We start from the raw sequence: 17,151 nt of genomic DNA, 5'->3' as shown, positions 1-17,151 counted from the left end.
TTTTTCTATATTATTTCACCCATAAAAAAACGCCCTTACGAGCGTTTTTAATCAAACTTCTAACTTAAGCCACATGCTTTTGAACAACAATCGAACCTACTGAATAACCAGCACCGAAAGATGAAATCACACCATATTCGCCATCATTCACTTCATGACCTGTGCGGTGTAAAGCAATAATTACGCCTGCTGAAGAAGTGTTTGCAAACTCATCTAAAATAATTGGCGCACGGCTTAAATCTGCTTCTTTACCAGCCACATATTTCAAGATTAATTCATTCATGTTGGCATTGGCTTGGTGTAACCAGAAACGCTTAATATCGTTTGCAGTTAACTGCATTTTTTCCAACTGTGCATTAATGATTTTAGCCACTAACGGACAAACATCTTTAAATACTTTGCGGCCATCTTGACGGAATAACTTGTCGTCAACGATCGCATCTTCGCTACGGTTTAAGAAACCGAAGTTATTACGAATGTTGTTTGAAAATTGAGTAAATAGATGAATATCTAAAATTTCAAAACCAGTTTTAGTCGTAGTCTCTTCAATAATAGAAGCTGTTGCAACATCACCAAAAATAAAGTGGCAATCACGGTTACGGTAGTCTAGGTGACCAGAGGTAATCTCAACATTCACCAATAAAACACGGCGAGCACCTGAACGAATTGCATCTGCTGCTTGTTTCAAACCAAAAGTGGCGGCTGAACACGCAACATTCATGTCATATGCATAACCTTGAATACCGAGCGCTGATTGAATTTCAATCGCAACTGCTGGATAAGCACGCTGCATGTTTGAACATGCCAAGATGACGACATCGATATCTTCAGCAGTCACGCCTGCATTTTCCATGGCTTGTTTAGCCGCAATAACACCCCATTCAGCCTGAAGTGACAACTCGTCATTTGAGCGCTCAGACAAACGAGGACGTAAACGAGTCGGATCGAGAATTCCTGATTTTTCGATGACGTAACGGCTTTTAATACCAGAAGCTTTTTCAATAAATTCAGCACTTGAACCACGTAACTCTTCAAGTTCACCAGATGCAATTTTCTCTGCATTGTCTTGGTTATATTGTTCCACATAAGCATTTAAACTGACGGCCAGTTCTTCATTAGAAATGGTTTCTGTTGGATGAAATAGCCCAGTACCTGTAATACGAATGCCCATGTAAAACTCCTAAAAAAATGAAAAGGGTCTATTAATCTTTCATTTATAAATTGCGTTGTTCGCTAAAAACAACATAAACAGACCCATATCTATTTTAACTGATTCCCAAACGATCCCATAACTTTTGCAGTCGAGTTGGCGAAATAGGCATCTTGGTTTTCATCGGTTGAGAAAATAAAGAAATGCGAAATTCTTCCAACATCAAATACAATTCTTTGATTTTAGGATCATTTTTAAATTTAAATACCTTGTCCATCCATGGATCGACATCATCAATAGCGGCATGATCTCGCTGTAGATTATTGGGCAATCGATCTAAACGCAATAGCAGCGCTTTTAAATAACGCGGGTATTCCTGCCAAAGATCGACAGGCTGGCAATAAACAAAATTACTCAGTGACATTAAATCTAGCTGATCTTCAATATCATCAACGCTACGGCCAAATATGTCTCGGTCGAGCACCAAAAGCTGACGGCGAATTTGCTGCCATTGAATATAAATATCACTCAATTGCTCAAGTGCTTGCTGACCATAACTCAAAAATTGTTTTTTGACATGCTCTAACAGTTTATTAAATTCATCAGCATTAATTGGCAAAGTCGTAATCGCCATTTGCAGGGTTGCATAAACTAGCATCTGCTCAAGTTTAGCTTTATCACCCAGCGGTGAGTATGCCAAAGCAAGCGGTTTTGAAATCTGCTTTTTCAATTGACGGACCAAATCACCAAGCTGCATGTGAACCAGACGAATAATGCCTTCACGATGCTGTTTAATAGCTTCAGCCTGATCATTAAAAGTCTGGATGACAATACCAGATTCGTCTTTCGCTTCAAGGTCAGCAAAAGCTTTGGTCGGTACTAAAGCCTGATATTGTTTTACAACAACACCCGTGACTTTATGAGAAGCCTCAAAATTAAAGTTTTCAGGAAAGTCTTTAAACTCACCTTTTTGCTGTTTTACTGGACGATGAGTTTCAACGCGACAACGCGCTTTTAGCTCTGGCAAATCACGGCCTTTCGCAATCAGCTTTCCTTTTTCATCAATGACCTTAATGAAAGGCACCAAATATGGATCAATGCGCTCAAACGAAAAATCTTTTTCAGTAATTTGCTCACCACGTAAGGCAAAAGCTAAATAACTAAAAATATGCTGTCGTAAATGTACAGCATCAATGCCTTGCATGAGTTTACGAGTTGTATCTGGAATAGGCACTACATTACGGCGTTTATCTTTTGGTAGAGCTTTGAGTAAAGCCTCAATTAAATCTTGGCGCCAACCCGGAATTCCCCATGACCAGATATTTTCGTCAACCTGAGGCAGTGCCTGAACAGGAATCTGAACTGTTGCACCATCTTCGTCATGGCTTGGGTCAAAATGATATGTTGTCGCTAAACGTAGCTGACCGTTATGTAAATAATCTGGAAATTGTTGGGTAGTTGGTCGGTCATTCAACCAAAGTGAATCATCCTCAACAAATAAATAACGTGGATTATTTGCTTCTACCGTCGCCCGCCAGTCTTCAAAACTACGACGGCTTGCAATTTCTTCAGGAATTTTAGAGGCATAAAACTGATAAATTGTTTCTTCATCAACCACCAAATCACGGCGACGCAATTTATCTTCAACTCGCTCCACTTCTTCAAGTTTAAGCAGATTATGTTTTAGAAATGGTGGGACTATACCCAAATTACCTGTAGTTAATGCATCACGTAAGAAAATCTCATGTGCAGCAGGTTGATCAACTTTCTCAAAATTAATCAAACGCTTTGGTTCAATAATTAAACCAAACAAAGAAATTTGTGCATAGGCATTTACAATGCCAGCTTTTTTAGACCAATGCGGCTCAAAATAGTGATATTTCAACAGGTCACGTGCAGCAAGCAAAATCCATTCAGGGTCAATTTTTGCCAAAGTACGTAAATATACCTGAGACGTTTCGACCATCTCAAAAGCCATGACCCAAGAGGTATTGGTTTTGTGCAAAGTACTTGCCGGAAAAACTTTTGCCTTTTGCTGACGCACAGCCATAAAGGTGTTGCGTTCATCAGTTTTATTGGCAATGAAAGATAATAAACCAGTCAATAATGCGCGATGCAAGTTTTCATAGTTTGCAGTTTTTTCATTAAAGCTGAGTTTTAAACCTTCCGCCAATTCAACCAATTGTTGATGTGTCTGTTTCCATTCACGTAAACGCAACCAACTTAAAAAATTCTGCTTTGCAAACTGACGTCGTTTATTTTCCGACATTCCAGCTTCACCTTTAGGATTTAGAGTATCCCAAAGTTTCAAATAAAACAGAAAATCTGAATCTGCTTCTTTGAACAATGCATGTTTTTGATCGGCCTGCATTTGTTTGTCTGCTGGACGTTCACGTGGGTCTTGAACAGCCAAAGCACTGACTACCACTAAAATTTCTTTTAGCACGCCAAAATGAGCACCACCAATAATCATACGTGCTAAACGTGGGTCGATCGGCATACGTGCCATCATTTGCCCGATTTTAGTCAACTCACTTTTCTTTTCGTTCAGTGCCCCTAACTCAATCAAGAGCTTTCGGCCATCATTTACAAGGCGGAAATCTGGTGGCTCAATAAAATCAAAGTTTTCTAGTTCACCCAACCCCAAACTTTGCATTTGCAAAATGACGGAAGCCAAGTTTGTCCGTTTAATTTCTGGTTCAGTAAATTCAGGACGGCTTAAAAAGTCTTCTTCGCTATATAAACGGATACACACACCAGCAGCAATACGACCACAACGTCCTTTACGCTGGTTTGCAGCCGCTTGGGAAATAGCTTCGATCGGTAAACGTTGAACCCGTGAACGGTAGTTATAACGGGAAATACGTGCAAAACCACTATCAATCACATAGCGAATATTTGGGACCGTAAGCGCAGTTTCAGCAACGTTGGTCGCAATAATAATACGACGTCCCTTTCCGCTTGGACTGAAAATCTTTTGTTGTTCAGAAACCGCTAAGCGCGCATATAGAGGAAGAATTTCTGTATGTTTCGGTCCGTACTTTTGCAAGGTTTCTTGTAATTCACGAATTTCTTGTTCGGTGCTTGAGAAAATCAGAATATCGGCATATTCAGGATGACCTTTTGCCTCTGCATCCGCAAAGCACTCTTCAACTGCTTGTACGACTGCACGTGGTAGATTTTCTTCAAAATCATCAAATTCGTCGTCGTCACTTCCGCCAATATTCATCTCGGAAATTGGACGATAAATTACTTCAACCGGAAAACTACGACCCTCAACTTCGAAAACTGGCGCATCGTTAAAATAGCTGCTAAAACGATTAACATCTAAAGTTGCCGAAGTCACAATGACTTTTAAGTCTGGGCGTTTTGGTAGTAATTGTTTTAAATAGCCCATAATAAAATCAATATTGAGCGAGCGTTCATGTGCTTCATCAATAATGATCGTGTCATATTTAGACAAATAACGGTCATTGCCTAATTCTGCCAGCAAAATACCGTCAGTCATTAACCTTACAATTGAGTCTTGCGAACCTTGTTCATTAAAACGGATTTTAAAACCAATCGATTCGCCAAGCTTTTCGCCGACTTCTTCAGCAATACGCTGTGACACACTACGCGCAGCCAAACGTCGTGGCTGGGTATGACCAATCATGCCTGTTAGGCCACGGCCCGCTAACATAGCAATTTGGGGAAGCTGCGTGGTTTTACCTGAACCAGTTTCACCTGCCACAATAATGATCTGATGTTTTTGAATTGCATCAATTAAACGGTCAGCGTATTGAGAAACAGGTAAATCCTGATTTAATTTAATTTTAGGTAAACGTTCAAACCGTTGTCTTACTTTGGCATTAGACTGTTCAAATAATTTCTCAATCTCTGCTGTATTCGCTTTTTTATCTTTACGTAAACGATTTAAACGGTAACGATCTCTCGCCATCACCCATTGATCTATATTTAAACCATTCTGCACAGACAAACTTTCCTGAAAATACACCAATCCGCTATTTTACGCTTTAATGACCTTAAGGTAAAACAGTTGATTTTTTATATATTTTTAATTTTTTACATTTTACCCTTGAATTTTAACTAAGTAGACTTCATGTTGTTAGGCAAGTTTCTTTTACTATAACTGTCATTTGATTTACATGTTTTTGCAGTCAAATCGAATACAGTGTTTGGGGACTTAAAAATCGTAAATTTATCACTTATTCAATTTTCCGATTTTAGTCATGTAAAAATACTATTTCCCCAATAAAGAATTTTTATTTATTCTACATCTCGTAAACAAGTTTAAATATAAACCTCAATCATGGAGACAATGATGAGCTTGATTAATACTGAAGTTAAACCATTCCAAGCAACTGCTTACCACAACGGCCAATTTGTTGAAGTTAACGAAACTAACCTTAAAGGTAAGTGGTCTGTTGTATTCTTCTATCCAGCTGACTTCACTTTCGTTTGCCCAACTGAACTTGGTGACTTAGCTGACAACTACGCTGAATTCCAAAAACTTGGTGTTGAAATTTATGCTGTATCTACTGATACACACTTCACACACAAAGCTTGGCACGACACTTCTGAAGAAATCAAAAAAATCCAATATCCATTAGTTGGCGACCCAACTTGGACTCTTTCTAAAAACTTTGACGTTCTTATCGAATCTGAAGGTTTAGCTGACCGCGGTACTTTCGTTATCGATCCAGAAGGTAAAATCCAAATCGTTGAACTCAACGCTGGCGGTATCGGCCGTGACGCATCTGAACTTCTTCGTAAAGTAAAAGCTGCTCAATACGTTCACTCTCACCCAGGTGAAGTTTGCCCAGCTAAATGGAAAGAAGGCGAAGCAACTCTTGCTCCATCTATCGACCTAGTTGGTAAAATCTAATCTCTAATTAGATTTTAAAAACCTAAAGAACCATCCTTCATCGGATGGTTCTTTTGTTTTGAATAAGCACATCACATTTTCTACTGATACTTTTACAATTCTGCCCTTCCCGATTACATGAACTTTGAGTAATGTCAAATACAGAACTGATGTTTTTTTGAGCTTAAGTAATATGAAATAAAAGGGGAAAAATTTATGACGAATACAGTGGCAGTCACTTCATGGAAATACAATGCAACATCACGTCATTTAAAAATATTTTATAGCGATGGTTCAGGCGACCTTTATCATCCTGTGCCTGTATTTATTTATGACAATTTACTACGCTCAACTGATAAAACTGCTTTTGTGCATAAATATTTAGAATTTGATTTACATTTTACGCGTCTATCTTTAGTGAACGCTTCTTAGCAGGAACAAAAAAAGGCCTGATTTGAACAGACCTTTTTTTAAAACATTGATGATGACTTTACTCAACTCATTTTGCGACCACAACACATAAACCAGCGCCAACAGGTAAAATAGTACTCATAAAAGTACTATCTTTTTTAATTAAAGAAAGTAAAGGCTTTACTTCAGCAGCATGTGAAATGACATTATCAATAATCAATACACCACCTTTTGGCTTGATAAGACGTTTTAAGTCGGGCCAATAATTCTCATAAGCATTGCGCTCAGCATCTAATAAAATGAAATCATAAGTTTCTTGAGCTTCTTTTAAATAATCGGCTGCATCTCCTACCCAAAAACTAACCATTTCACTCAACTCTAATTCAGTAACGTGGCGTTTTGCTTCCGCACTACGAGTTGCATCGATTTCGAGAGTTATAACTTGTCCATGAGTAGCCTGAGCTGCTTCTGCGAGCCATAAAGTAGAATAGCCTGTTGAGGTTCCAATTTCTAAAATTGTCTTAGCTTGCTGCATTCGAATAAGTTGAGAAAGCAGTTGGGCTGATTCGGCCTCAATATTACGATAACGCTGTAAGCGATCTGCCTGTTGGGCGTCATGTCGTTTAAAGGTGTCATATAAATCTGCAACTCTTTCTAAGAAAACAGTATTTGTCATACATTCACCCTTTAAATTGTTATTTTATATGACAGCCGTTTGGATTAAGTGCTTTGGACTAATTTAAACCGCGGTACGATACTTCCATCTACCACTTGAACGGTTTCAGTAAACATATCTAGTGGACGTACCCAAGTTGAATAATCACCATAAAGACACTGATAAACGACCAACTCCTCTTCAGTCTCACTATGTTTTGCCACAGAAAAAACTTGATAGAGATTACCTTTATAATGCTGATAAATGCCGCGTTGCAATGCCATGAAGTTACCTTTTAAAGTTATAATATAAAATCTTTACAGCCTTATAACATATATAAAATTTCACATATTTTCATTAAAAAGCATCTCAAAAATTAGAGTTAGAATTTAAATTGCTCAAATACTATGATTTAGATAGAAATAACAATTTTTTTCTTATAAAAGCATTCTATAACAGCTATAAATCTCAAAACAACATTCAAAAAACCGATCAAATCTATAAAAACATACTGTTTTACCTATTTTGTGTTTTGACGTACTATGCATCTATTGAAAGAATTTGGATGCATTGGAGTAAAAACAGATGTTAGATCAAAACATTAAAACTCAATTAAAAGCTTATTTAGAACGTTTAGAAAGTCCAATCGAATTAGTTGCCGCTTTAGATGAATCGGATAAAGCTGCTCAAATTAAAGAGCTAGTGAGTGAAATTGCTGAACTTTCTGAGAAGGTGACTGCCCGTTTTGATGGCAACAATACACGCCGTCCAAGCTTTGGTGTGGCTAACGCAGGTGAACAACCTCGTGTGTTCTTTGCCGGCTTACCAATGGGTCATGAGTTTACGTCTTTGATCTTGGCACTGTTACAGGTGTCTGGTTATGCGCCTAAAGTTTCTGATGAAGTGCTGAACCAGATTAAAGGTTTAAACCTGAAAGCCAACTTCGATGTATTTGTATCGCTAAGCTGTCATAACTGTCCGGACGTGGTGCAAGCGCTTAACCTGATTGCCATTTATAACCCGAACACAACCGCAACCATGATTGATGGTTCATTCTTCCAAGACGAAGTGGAACAACGCAAAATCATGGCGGTTCCAATGGTGTTCCAAGACAACGAACACATTGGTCAAGGCCGTATGACCCTTGAAGAAATCGTGGCGAAACTCGACACCAACTCTGCTGAAAAAAATGCAGCAGCGCTTAATGCCAAAGATGCCTTTGATGTATTGGTGATTGGTGGTGGCCCTGCGGGTGCAACGGCTGCAATCTATGCGGCACGTAAAGGCATTAACACAGGTATTGTGGCTGAACGCTTCGGTGGTCAGGTCATGGATACCATGGACATTGAAAACTTCACGTCTGTGCAAAAGACTCAAGGTCCTAAGTTTGCTGCCGAAATGGAAGCACATGTCCGTGAATACGATGTCGATATCATGAACCTGCAACGTGTCAGCAAAATCGTTGGTGCAGATCAGACTACAAATGGTCTGGTCGAAGTTGAACTTGAAAATGGTGCAAAGCTTGAATCAAAAACAGTGATCCTTTCAACAGGTGCACGTTGGAGAGAAATGAATGTACCGGGTGAACAAGAATACCGTACTCGTGGTGTAGCGTATTGCCCACACTGTGATGGTCCATTGTTCAAAGGCAAACGTGTTGCAGTGATTGGTGGTGGTAACTCTGGGGTTGAAGCTGCAATTGACCTTGCGGGAATTGTTGAGCATGTCACTTTGGTTGAGTTCGACACCAAACTTCGTGCTGACCAAGTCTTGCAAAACAAATTGCATAGCTTGCCAAACACGACTGTGATTCTAAATGCATTAAGTACAGAAGTGTTAGGTGACGGATCACAAGTGACAGGTCTTAAATATAAAGATCGAGCGACTGATCAAGAGCATGTGGTTGAGCTTGCAGGCATCTTTGTACAGATTGGTTTATTGCCAAACACTGACTTCTTGAAAGACAGTGAGCTTGAATTAACCAATCGTGGTGAGATCATGGTGAATGACCGCAACGAAACCAATGTGAAAGGTGTGTTTGCTGCGGGTGACTGTACGACAGTTCCGTACAAGCAAATCATTATTGCCACAGGTGAAGGTGCTAAAGCATCACTCTCTGCTTTTGACTACATCATTCGTTCTGGCCAGTAAAATCATCAAACCATAATTATTTAAATCAAGCCTAGCATTACAAAATGCTAGGCTTTTTTAATATTAGAGTTACAACTCTTTAACAATTTTCGATCTTTATTAATTAGTTAGTTTATGTTTATATTTTAAACATCCATTTTTTGGATGCCTTAAATTAAAAAAGGAAAAACACAATGAATAAATTACTTGTTGCTTTAGGTCTTGCTGCGACCGTTGCTCTTGTTGGTTGTAATAAAGATAAAGCTCCAGAAACAGGTGCGACAACGGGTGAACACTTAGAAAATGCAGCTCAACAAGCAAGTGCAGATATCAAATCTGCTGGTGATAAGGCTGCAGACGATATTGCAACTGCAACTGATAATGCTACTGATAAAATCGATGCTGCTACAGATCACGCTGCTGATGCAACTGCTAATGCCGCTGCTCAAACTGAAGCGACTGCACGTAAAGCAACTGCTGATACAGCTCAAGCTGTTGAAAATACCGCTGCTGAAGTAAAAAAAGATGCTCAGCACTAATCTCCAGAATTAAAAAAGCCCCTGTTCATACAGGGGCTTTTTTTTAGGCTTTAAAATCTTTTATGAAATTAAGCCTTCATCACGCATCGCAATTTGTACAGATTGACGTTCTGCTACTTTATTACGCAATGCAATAATGTGTTTATATGGTGTTAAGTCATGCTCAATTGAGTTTGACCAATTTGTTAAAACAAATAGATAAGCATCTGCTGGACCGAAATTATCATTTACCAAATAATCGTAATCAGATTCAGATAAATAATTATCGATATATTTTAAAAGGCGATCAATTTCTGCATAAGCTTTGGTTTTTTCATCAGTTGTTAAAGGCGCCCCAAAGAAGACTGCATAAGCATCATGTAATTCAGAGTTTAAATACCCCAACCACTCCAATACTTTCGCACGACCCATACCAGATGGCGGAATTAAATCCTGCTTAGGGTCATGCTGAGCAAGAAACGGTAAAATCGCAACGTTTTCAGTTAACATTAAACCCGGGTTAATTTCTAAAGCAGGTACATATCCTTTTGGGTTAATCTCGTAATAATCTGCGCCTTTTTCTGTTTTATGTGTTTTTAAATTTACCCGTTCTAAGTCAAAATCAACATTAATTTCATTTAAAATAATATGTGCAGCTAAAGAACATGCGCCTGGCGAATAATATAATTTCATATCTGATCCTTGTTATCTGATATTAACGTTTTAAATTGCTTCTAGAAAACCTGCAAGGTTTGCACAATTCTTTAATTGTAAAAAAGCGTAAACTTATAAAATACTTACACCATCTAATATTCTTGAAAAAGTCATTCCTTGCAAGTTGTCTTGCGTGACGATTGTTTAAAATATGATAAAACACATTTGCGTCACGCAATTTTTCCGTTAATTACGCTTAAAAAGCTGGCTAAGCCAGTTCATTAATTCAGATAAGAAATCAAAAATACCATTTTTCTTATCATCATCGGGATGGCTTGAGTCTTTTCCATTTAAATCCAGATCTACAATTACAGGGTCATGATCCGAAGAACGATAAGCATCTTCACCATAGAACAATGCCTTCTGCTCATCCGTTTTATATTCTTCGTTGTAATCTAGAACTGTTGGCTCATCTGCATTGATATGCCATGCAAAGGTTCTGACCACTTTTGGATATAAAGCTGCATCAGCAATTGCATGATCTAAGTTACCTGCTCCACCATTACCATTGGCATCACTCGCAACACCAAAAACATAGCTATATGCCTGAGTGCCCTGACCTACTTTAGCGTCATTAAGTAAAACTTTATAATTCGCTTTTTCAAATGACAAAATAGGCTCTTCTTTTGCATAACTGTTCATATCCCCGACAAGCAAAGCATTTTGCTTAGGTACTTGAGTTGGATTTTTCGCTAACCATTGAACAATTTGATCAACTGCTTTCACACGAGTTGGATTCCAGCAACCTTGACCATCTTTTTGGTCTGCATCACTAGAGTTAGCATCCACCCCACTACAGCTTTTCGATTTAAGATGGTTTGGAATAACGGTAAAGGTTTTATTACCACGAACTGCTTGGAAACTTTGCGCCAATGTCGTTCTGTTCTTGTCCCCTAAATCAAGCACAACAGGCTTATTTAATGGTTTAACACGTTTGCTGTTATAGATAATGGCAACCGCAATTGCATCAGTACCTAAACGATCCAGATTTTCAGGAATGACGTATTTCCAATCACTACCTAAAGCTTTGGTCAAATTAGCAATAGCACTGTCTGGACCATAACCGTTGTTGGCAATTTCCATCAAACCGTATACATCGGCATCAATCGCTTTGAGTGCACTCACAATTTTACGATGCTGTTTATCAAACTCAGCTTGGGTCGTTGCACCACGTTCTGTTGGGAAACCTGTTGCGCCGTTGTCATAATTCAAAACGTTAAATGAAGCAACACGAATATGATTGGCATTTTTGGTAAGGACACTTTGACGTGGATTTGTTTGAGCAATAACTTCAGGTTGATTGCGCCCAAGCACAGGTTGCACACGCCAACCATTAAAACGGTACTCTAAAATACCTTCAGCATTTTTAAGTTGATAACCCGAGCGTAGCGTATTGGCAGCACTAAAATTACTTGGTAACCATGGCGTACGGTTTTGGTTGTTATAACCATCATCAAAAATAATTTTCGATAATAAGTTTTTCTGAGCTAGAGTTTTAGCTTCAGGAGACAGCGCTGGATATAAATTGGTTGGAATATATAAACGGCCTAAACTTAGCGATAACTCACCATAACGGCCATAATTATAGTTCTCACTCACCGTTAAAGTCTGAGGCAATTTGACCAACATACCTTGATAACGCTGCGGAGAATTAATTGAGCCACCTGTTAAGCTAGCAAACGGAAGTTCAAGGCTAATCGGCTGAACCTGATTTACCATATTGCTATTACAGGTTTGAATATCTTGTTGTAATTGATCTATCTGTAGCTGGTTTTGATAAGACGTTAAACGGCCACGTAAAATAACTTCATCGCCAACTTGTCCACCTTTTACAGCGCTGCTATTTGGAATATAAATAAAAATTGCATTACTGACATTTGCTCTAGCCTTCGTATCAGGCGTCTGAACATAAAAACCAGAGAATCCATTGGCATAACGATAGTCAGCCGTAATCACACCACGCACAGTATAAGTCTGGTCTTGAGTTGCTGCCGCTAAGTCAGCAATCGCTGTATCTGAGCTTGAACAACTGACTGATTCAACTGGAGGCTGTGTTGTAGAGCCCGATAAATTTGAAAAGTCATTTCGGTTTGTCCAAGCAGACCATGAATGGTCCAAATCAAATGCTGCTGTTGCATCAACACTTAAAGCTGGGTTTTCTGTTTCAATACGCTTAAAACTATTTCCTAAGCTTGAAACTGCCGTCCCCCATCCCGCTGCTGGGCGTTCACCAATACGGCCAAAACGGTCTACAGGTGTACCTTTATAAACGAGTACAATGGCATCGTCACCATTAAAAGATAGCGCTGCAACCTGATTAACTTTGCTTCCAAGTTCTGTTTGCAACTCAGAGCGACCCACCAAAAACTTTTGCTTACTGGTTAACGTACCTTGTAAACGAAAAGTTGCTGTTTTTGCAGTTCCGCCATTATTAAATTGTTGAATCTCATAATCGGCTAAATTGACTGTAGTGCCATCTGGATTATAAATTTCCAAACCTTTTTTATTGCTGCTGCCATCAACATATTGGCTAAACATGAGCTGTGCCTGAGCAACAGAACTATATGAAAATGCGCCTAATGCACTTAAAAAGACAGAAAGTGTTCTTAATTGAAAAGTTTTCATGAGTAAAAATGTTCATTTGAAATTTATATAGATTCATAGATTAAATATTGAACATGACATCTACATGAAGAAAAACACCGAAACATTTGACTTGACCACCCGAAGACTTAAAATACCGCATTTGAATTTCAATATTGCCAAGGTTATGTCGATCGATCAGTTAGAAACGCAAATTGCAGACTTAGACAATTTGCCTGAACACCGTGAAATTGTGACGTTTATGCGTCGTTCAGCACCACTTAATACGTCTCAACGCACGGCATTAGAACAACATCGCGATTTAATTTTGGAATATCCTGTTGGCGACTTACGTCAACACTTCGAACATCCAGAGCGCCCTTTAACTGTTGAAATCGGTTTTGGTATGGGTCGTTCGTTAGTTCTTATGGCAAAAGCGAACCCTGAACGCAACTATGTGGGTATTGAAGTCCATGTACCTGGTATTGCTCAGTGTCTTTATGAAGCTGGTATAGCAGAAGTTAAAAACTTACGTGTACTTGATGCAGACGCGATTCAGGTTTTACGTGAAATGCCAGACAACAGCATTAACTGCGTACAACTTTACTTCCCAGATCCTTGGCAAAAGAAACGTCATTTTAAACGTCGTTTTGTTGCTCATGAGCGTATGCCATTGGTTGAACAAAAGCTTGAGCTTGGCGGTACATTCCATGCTGCAACAGATTGGGAACCGTATGCAGAATGGATGCTAGATGTATTAGACAACCGTCCAGACCTTGAAAACTTGGCAGGTAAAGGCAACAGCTACCCACGTCCAGACTGGCGCCCAGTGACTAAGTTCGAACGCCGTGGTATTGAGTCAGGCCATAAGATTAATGACTTTATCTTTAAAAAGATTAAGTAAATAATAAAAAGGCTTAGTAATTAACTAGGCCTTTTTTCTTTTGATCATAAAAAATTATATAACTAAAAATCTATCTTATTCACTGCGCCAATCTATTCATTTCTTCTTTCCAATTAATCATTGCCAACATGACAGAATCTAGCTATTTATAGAAATACTTACTTGCCATAGCTAGAAATCGATAAGGACAACACATGCTAAAAATCTTAGGGCGCGATAACTCCATTAATGTTCGCAAAGTCTTATGGCTCTGCGAAGAATTAAATCTTGAATATGAAAGAGAAGATTGGGGAAGAGGCGTTCGTTCAGCACAATCACCTGAATTTTTGCAATTAAACCCAAATGGGCAAATCCCTGTTGTTTTAGATGGTGATTTAGTACTTTGGCAATCCAATAGTATTATCCGTTATCTAGCAAATGCCTACGATAAAGAAAAACAGCTTTACCCTACTCAAGCGAAAGAAAGATTTTTTGTAGACCAGTGGCTTGATTGGCAAGCGATCGAGCTGAATAACAGCTGGACTTATACCATTATGTCCCTGTTGAGACATTCACCAAATCACCAAGATCCAAATTTATTACAACAAGGTATTGATAACTGGAATCATCATATGCAGATTCTTGATCAACAACTTGCAAAAACTCAAGCCTATGTTGCAGGTACAGAGTTCACTCTAGCTGATATTCCAATTGGTCTGTCTGTACAACGCTGGAAGGCAACGCCTTTTGACCATCCAACGCTTAACCATGTTGACCAATATTTTGAACGTTTAAATCAACGTGCGGGCTTTTTAAAATGGGGAAATAACGGCGAGCCTTAACTTTTAAATCAGCTTGAAGCTGAGTGATGGCGTTGTAAGATGCCATCACTTAAAAGTTGATAGACCTGTTTTAAATCATCTCGTTCTGCTTGAGCTAATAGATTTTGATGCATGGCCAAGATATTTTGATCGCTTCGTACTGCGGGCCCTGTCTGCATTTGCTTTGGATCATTTTCAGTAGCTTTTTTTGCTGTTTCCACAATTAATGGATAAAGTAAACTAAAGTCGACCTGCTCTTCATCTGTAACCTGCTTTGCCATGTCAAAACAATAATTACTAAAATTACAGGCAAACACGGCTGCTAGATGCAAAGTTAAGCGCTGTTTTGAGGTGTATTGATATACTCGACTGCTTAGGCTATTTGCTAAATTAGAAAGTAAGGCTAAGTCATCTTTATAAATTGCTTCAACAAACAACGGCGTTGCAGACCAGTCAACCTCTCTTTCAAAGCTAAATGTTTGTAATGGATAAAACACCCCTGCTTTTTTATGCACATGACTGATGACTTCAATATTGGTGCTACCCGAAGTGTGAACAATAAGTATTTCAGGAAATAACTCATGAACCTGTTTTGCAAGCTCAGCAATTGCACTATCTGAAACTGCCATAATAATTAAATCAGTTGGCTGAAATTGCTGTAGAGACTGGCATGCTTTCGCTTGAATTTTCTCTGCAAATTTTTGGGTTTTATCAAAATCACGTGCATAGACTTGTACGATGTTATGCCCTTGAGCCAATAAAGCCTGTGCCAAATGAAAGGCAACTCGTCCACTTCCTAATAAACTGATTCTCATATCAACCCAACACTATTTATCTCTATAAAAAAAAGCTTCTCAAAATGAGAAGCTTTTTTCAAATTAAAATAACTAATTTTTCATAAATCATTCGATTATTGAGCTACTGAAAACTCAATACGACGGTTTTTGAAACGTCCTTCGTCAGTTGTATTTTCTGCAACTGGCTGATCAGAACCATGGCCTTGTGCAACTAGTTTAGACGCGTCTACACCTTTAGATGTTAAATAATCTACTACGGCTTGAGCACGGCGTTGAGACAAAGCTTTATTTGCAGCAGCATTACCAGTTGAGTCGGTATGTCCGCCGACATTTAATTTCACTCCAGACACTTTATTTAAAAGGGTTGCAGCTTGATCAAGAATGGCTTTGTTATCTGCAGGTATATCACTTGAACCACTCGCAAAATTAATAATTTGCAAGTTAAGTGCTTTGACCAAAGCATTTACATCGACATTGTTCGGGTCAATTGAGCCTAGAGCAGTTTGCGAAGCAGTTAAGCTATTGCTTACAGATTGCTCAGCTGTTGCTGGTGCGGCGCCTACAACTTCAGTATGTGGCACCAATGCTTTTACTTTTGCAGTTAAAGCTTCTAATGTTGCCGCATCACCCGCTTTCAAAGTAATTTTGTCACCCACCCATTCTAAAGATGCATTTGGCACGCCTTTTAATGCACCAAGCACACCAGCAAGTGCATCTTTGTCTGTAAATGAAGCTGCATAAGTTTGGCTTGTATCCACATTACAATCTTGAGTTGTCGAAAAAACCTTTTTAACGTTTGTTTGTAGCGTTGCCAAGAAGCCTTGGTCGCCAATCCCAGCCTGACACTGACTCACTGCTCCTTTATCATCTGTGCTTAAAGTTAAACTAGCAGGTGCAGCAGCGGCTTCAACACCACTTGCAGCTGATGGTTCTGGTGCTGGTACAGCTTCTTTATGCTGACAAGAACGCCATAACCACGCAATGATAAGACCCAGAATAATTAGAGCGATAATGGGCAAAAACCCACGAGACTTACCTGTTTTTTCGCTGGCTGCGGCTAATGGTGGAGCTGTTGAAGTTGAATGTGTAACCGAAGATAAGCCTGCTCCAACACCTAAAGGTGCTAATAGACCCACTGCCCATGCAGGTAAATATGAACGAATTGTTTCTGCATGTTGACGTAAATAATTCACGATACTTTGCTGGTCATTTCCGGCAACATCTGAAATTGCATTAAGGCTGGGTTTAATCGCGCTGTTGAGTGTACTTTCAATTTCATTATTTGGTGCTGTACCGCTTAAATGGGTAAGCACGGTATTCTTGATTTGGTCATTATGAGAAAAAAGGTCTGATAAAGAAGGAGCCAAACTGTTTTTCAATTGTCCGATAAGATCAGGTTTAGCAGCTAATAATGAAAGTAAAATTGGATAAAACTTAGATAAAGCATTCGATTTTTCGCCTAGGTATCCATCCTGTTCATCTAATAATATTGAAGATACTTTTTCTTTAAGCAATTCTATAGGGTTTATCGACATTGGTTATTCTCCCGAATCTTATACGTCGTAACCAGCAACTTTTGATTATTCAAATAGTTCTCTTTGCTGATAGTTTTTTATTCTAAT

14 protein-coding genes are annotated in these 17,151 nt (G+C 38.8%); 6 read left to right on the top strand and 8 right to left on the bottom strand.

The genetic code is table 11. From position 1 onward, the window contains the following. Positions 1-64: 64 nt before the first annotated feature. Both MSG66_RS08295 and hrpA read right to left on the bottom strand, forming a co-directional pair. On the bottom strand, positions 65-1,171 hold the full coding sequence (locus MSG66_RS08295) for a beta-ketoacyl-ACP synthase III (RefSeq protein WP_004642034.1): 1,107 nt from the start codon (positions 1,169-1,171) through the stop codon (positions 65-67). Between the two features lie 94 nt (positions 1,172-1,265). Next, entirely contained in the window at positions 1,266-5,123 is a 3,858-nt protein-coding gene (hrpA, locus tag MSG66_RS08290; protein WP_324653561.1) for an ATP-dependent RNA helicase HrpA, read from the bottom strand. Positions 5,124-5,474: 351 nt separating this feature from the next. On the opposite strand from hrpA, the gene ahpC reads away from it, so the two are divergent. Both ahpC and MSG66_RS08280 read left to right on the top strand, forming a co-directional pair. Next, on the top strand, positions 5,475-6,038 hold the full coding sequence (ahpC, locus tag MSG66_RS08285) for an alkyl hydroperoxide reductase subunit C (protein WP_016138759.1): 564 nt from the start codon (positions 5,475-5,477) through the stop codon (positions 6,036-6,038). A 195-nt stretch (positions 6,039-6,233) separates the two neighbouring features. Further along, the gene (locus MSG66_RS08280; RefSeq protein ID WP_133974507.1) at positions 6,234-6,449 is read left to right on the top strand and encodes a KTSC domain-containing protein; all 216 of its coding nucleotides are present in this window, start codon (positions 6,234-6,236) and stop codon (positions 6,447-6,449) included. Between the two features lie 67 nt (positions 6,450-6,516). Here MSG66_RS08280 and MSG66_RS08275 read toward each other — a convergent pair whose 3' ends face one another. Both MSG66_RS08275 and MSG66_RS08270 read right to left on the bottom strand, forming a co-directional pair. Then, entirely contained in the window at positions 6,517-7,104 is a 588-nt protein-coding gene (locus MSG66_RS08275; RefSeq protein ID WP_133974510.1) for an O-methyltransferase, read from the bottom strand. Between the two features lie 44 nt (positions 7,105-7,148). Next, the gene (locus MSG66_RS08270) at positions 7,149-7,367 is read right to left on the bottom strand and encodes a DUF1653 domain-containing protein (protein ID WP_133974512.1); all 219 of its coding nucleotides are present in this window, start codon (positions 7,365-7,367) and stop codon (positions 7,149-7,151) included. Between the two features lie 301 nt (positions 7,368-7,668). Here MSG66_RS08270 and ahpF point away from each other — a divergent pair, with 301 nt between their 5' ends. Together ahpF and MSG66_RS08260 are read left to right on the top strand one after the other, a co-directional pair. Next, on the top strand, positions 7,669-9,234 hold the full coding sequence (gene ahpF, locus MSG66_RS08265) for an alkyl hydroperoxide reductase subunit F (protein ID WP_324653556.1): 1,566 nt from the start codon (positions 7,669-7,671) through the stop codon (positions 9,232-9,234). Positions 9,235-9,407: 173 nt separating this feature from the next. Continuing rightward, entirely contained in the window at positions 9,408-9,752 is a 345-nt protein-coding gene (locus MSG66_RS08260) for a hypothetical protein (RefSeq protein WP_042897933.1), read from the top strand. Between the two features lie 60 nt (positions 9,753-9,812). Here MSG66_RS08260 and MSG66_RS08255 read toward each other — a convergent pair whose 3' ends face one another. Both MSG66_RS08255 and MSG66_RS08250 read right to left on the bottom strand, forming a co-directional pair. Beyond that, positions 9,813-10,424, bottom strand: coding sequence for a glutathione binding-like protein (locus tag MSG66_RS08255; protein WP_133974516.1), 612 nt, complete (start codon positions 10,422-10,424; stop codon positions 9,813-9,815). A gap of 207 nt (positions 10,425-10,631) precedes the next feature. Beyond that, on the bottom strand, positions 10,632-13,070 hold the full coding sequence (locus tag MSG66_RS08250; protein WP_324653553.1) for an ExeM/NucH family extracellular endonuclease: 2,439 nt from the start codon (positions 13,068-13,070) through the stop codon (positions 10,632-10,634). A 145-nt stretch (positions 13,071-13,215) separates the two neighbouring features. Here MSG66_RS08250 and trmB point away from each other — a divergent pair, with 145 nt between their 5' ends. After that, complete coding sequence (gene trmB / locus MSG66_RS08245; RefSeq protein WP_004642023.1) at positions 13,216-13,932, top strand: tRNA (guanosine(46)-N7)-methyltransferase TrmB; 717 nt, start codon at positions 13,216-13,218, stop codon at positions 13,930-13,932. A 194-nt stretch (positions 13,933-14,126) separates the two neighbouring features. After that, positions 14,127-14,753 (top strand): glutathione S-transferase family protein, encoded by a 627-nt coding sequence (locus tag MSG66_RS08240; protein WP_202742871.1) that lies wholly within the window; start codon positions 14,127-14,129, stop codon positions 14,751-14,753. 8 nt (positions 14,754-14,761) lie between these two features. Here the strand turns inward: MSG66_RS08240 and MSG66_RS08235 are convergent, their stop codons facing one another. Together MSG66_RS08235 and MSG66_RS08230 are read right to left on the bottom strand one after the other, a co-directional pair. Further along, positions 14,762-15,547: a Rossmann-like and DUF2520 domain-containing protein gene (locus tag MSG66_RS08235; RefSeq protein ID WP_324653550.1), complete on the bottom strand. Its 786-nt coding sequence runs from the start codon at positions 15,545-15,547 to the stop codon at positions 14,762-14,764. A 95-nt stretch (positions 15,548-15,642) separates the two neighbouring features. Then, positions 15,643-17,064 carry an OmpA family protein gene (locus tag MSG66_RS08230; RefSeq protein ID WP_324653548.1) on the bottom strand — a complete coding sequence of 474 codons (1,422 nt, stop codon included), beginning with the start codon at positions 17,062-17,064 and terminating at the stop codon, positions 15,643-15,645. Between the last annotated feature and the right edge of the window lie 87 nt (positions 17,065-17,151).

The organism is Acinetobacter sp. IK31, assembly GCF_035615195.1.
GTDB classification, from domain to species: Bacteria; Pseudomonadota; Gammaproteobacteria; order Pseudomonadales; family Moraxellaceae; genus Acinetobacter; species Acinetobacter calcoaceticus_C.
This window is presented reverse-complemented; position numbering and strand designations above follow the sequence as displayed.

What these genes read in the sequence shown, in the direction of transcription:
- MSG66_RS08295 (WP_004642034.1), bottom strand. Translation starts at nt 1,171, where the DNA reads ATGGGCATTCGTATTACAGGTACTGGGCTATTTCATCCAACAGAAACC.
- ahpC (WP_016138759.1), top strand. Translation starts at nt 5,475, where the DNA reads ATGAGCTTGATTAATACTGAAGTTAAACCATTCCAAGCAACTGCTTAC.
- MSG66_RS08280 (WP_133974507.1), top strand. Translation starts at nt 6,234, where the DNA reads ATGACGAATACAGTGGCAGTCACTTCATGGAAATACAATGCAACATCA.
- MSG66_RS08275 (WP_133974510.1), bottom strand. Translation starts at nt 7,104, where the DNA reads ATGACAAATACTGTTTTCTTAGAAAGAGTTGCAGATTTATATGACACC.
- MSG66_RS08270 (WP_133974512.1), bottom strand. Translation starts at nt 7,367, where the DNA reads ATGGCATTGCAACGCGGCATTTATCAGCATTATAAAGGTAATCTCTAT.
- ahpF (WP_324653556.1), top strand. Translation starts at nt 7,669, where the DNA reads ATGTTAGATCAAAACATTAAAACTCAATTAAAAGCTTATTTAGAACGT.
- MSG66_RS08260 (WP_042897933.1), top strand. Translation starts at nt 9,408, where the DNA reads ATGAATAAATTACTTGTTGCTTTAGGTCTTGCTGCGACCGTTGCTCTT.
- MSG66_RS08255 (WP_133974516.1), bottom strand. Translation starts at nt 10,424, where the DNA reads ATGAAATTATATTATTCGCCAGGCGCATGTTCTTTAGCTGCACATATT.
- MSG66_RS08250 (WP_324653553.1), bottom strand. Translation starts at nt 13,070, where the DNA reads ATGAAAACTTTTCAATTAAGAACACTTTCTGTCTTTTTAAGTGCATTA.
- trmB (WP_004642023.1), top strand. Translation starts at nt 13,216, where the DNA reads ATGTCGATCGATCAGTTAGAAACGCAAATTGCAGACTTAGACAATTTG.
- MSG66_RS08240 (WP_202742871.1), top strand. Translation starts at nt 14,127, where the DNA reads ATGCTAAAAATCTTAGGGCGCGATAACTCCATTAATGTTCGCAAAGTC.
- MSG66_RS08235 (WP_324653550.1), bottom strand. Translation starts at nt 15,547, where the DNA reads ATGAGAATCAGTTTATTAGGAAGTGGACGAGTTGCCTTTCATTTGGCA.
- MSG66_RS08230 (WP_324653548.1), bottom strand. Translation starts at nt 17,064, where the DNA reads ATGTCGATAAACCCTATAGAATTGCTTAAAGAAAAAGTATCTTCAATA.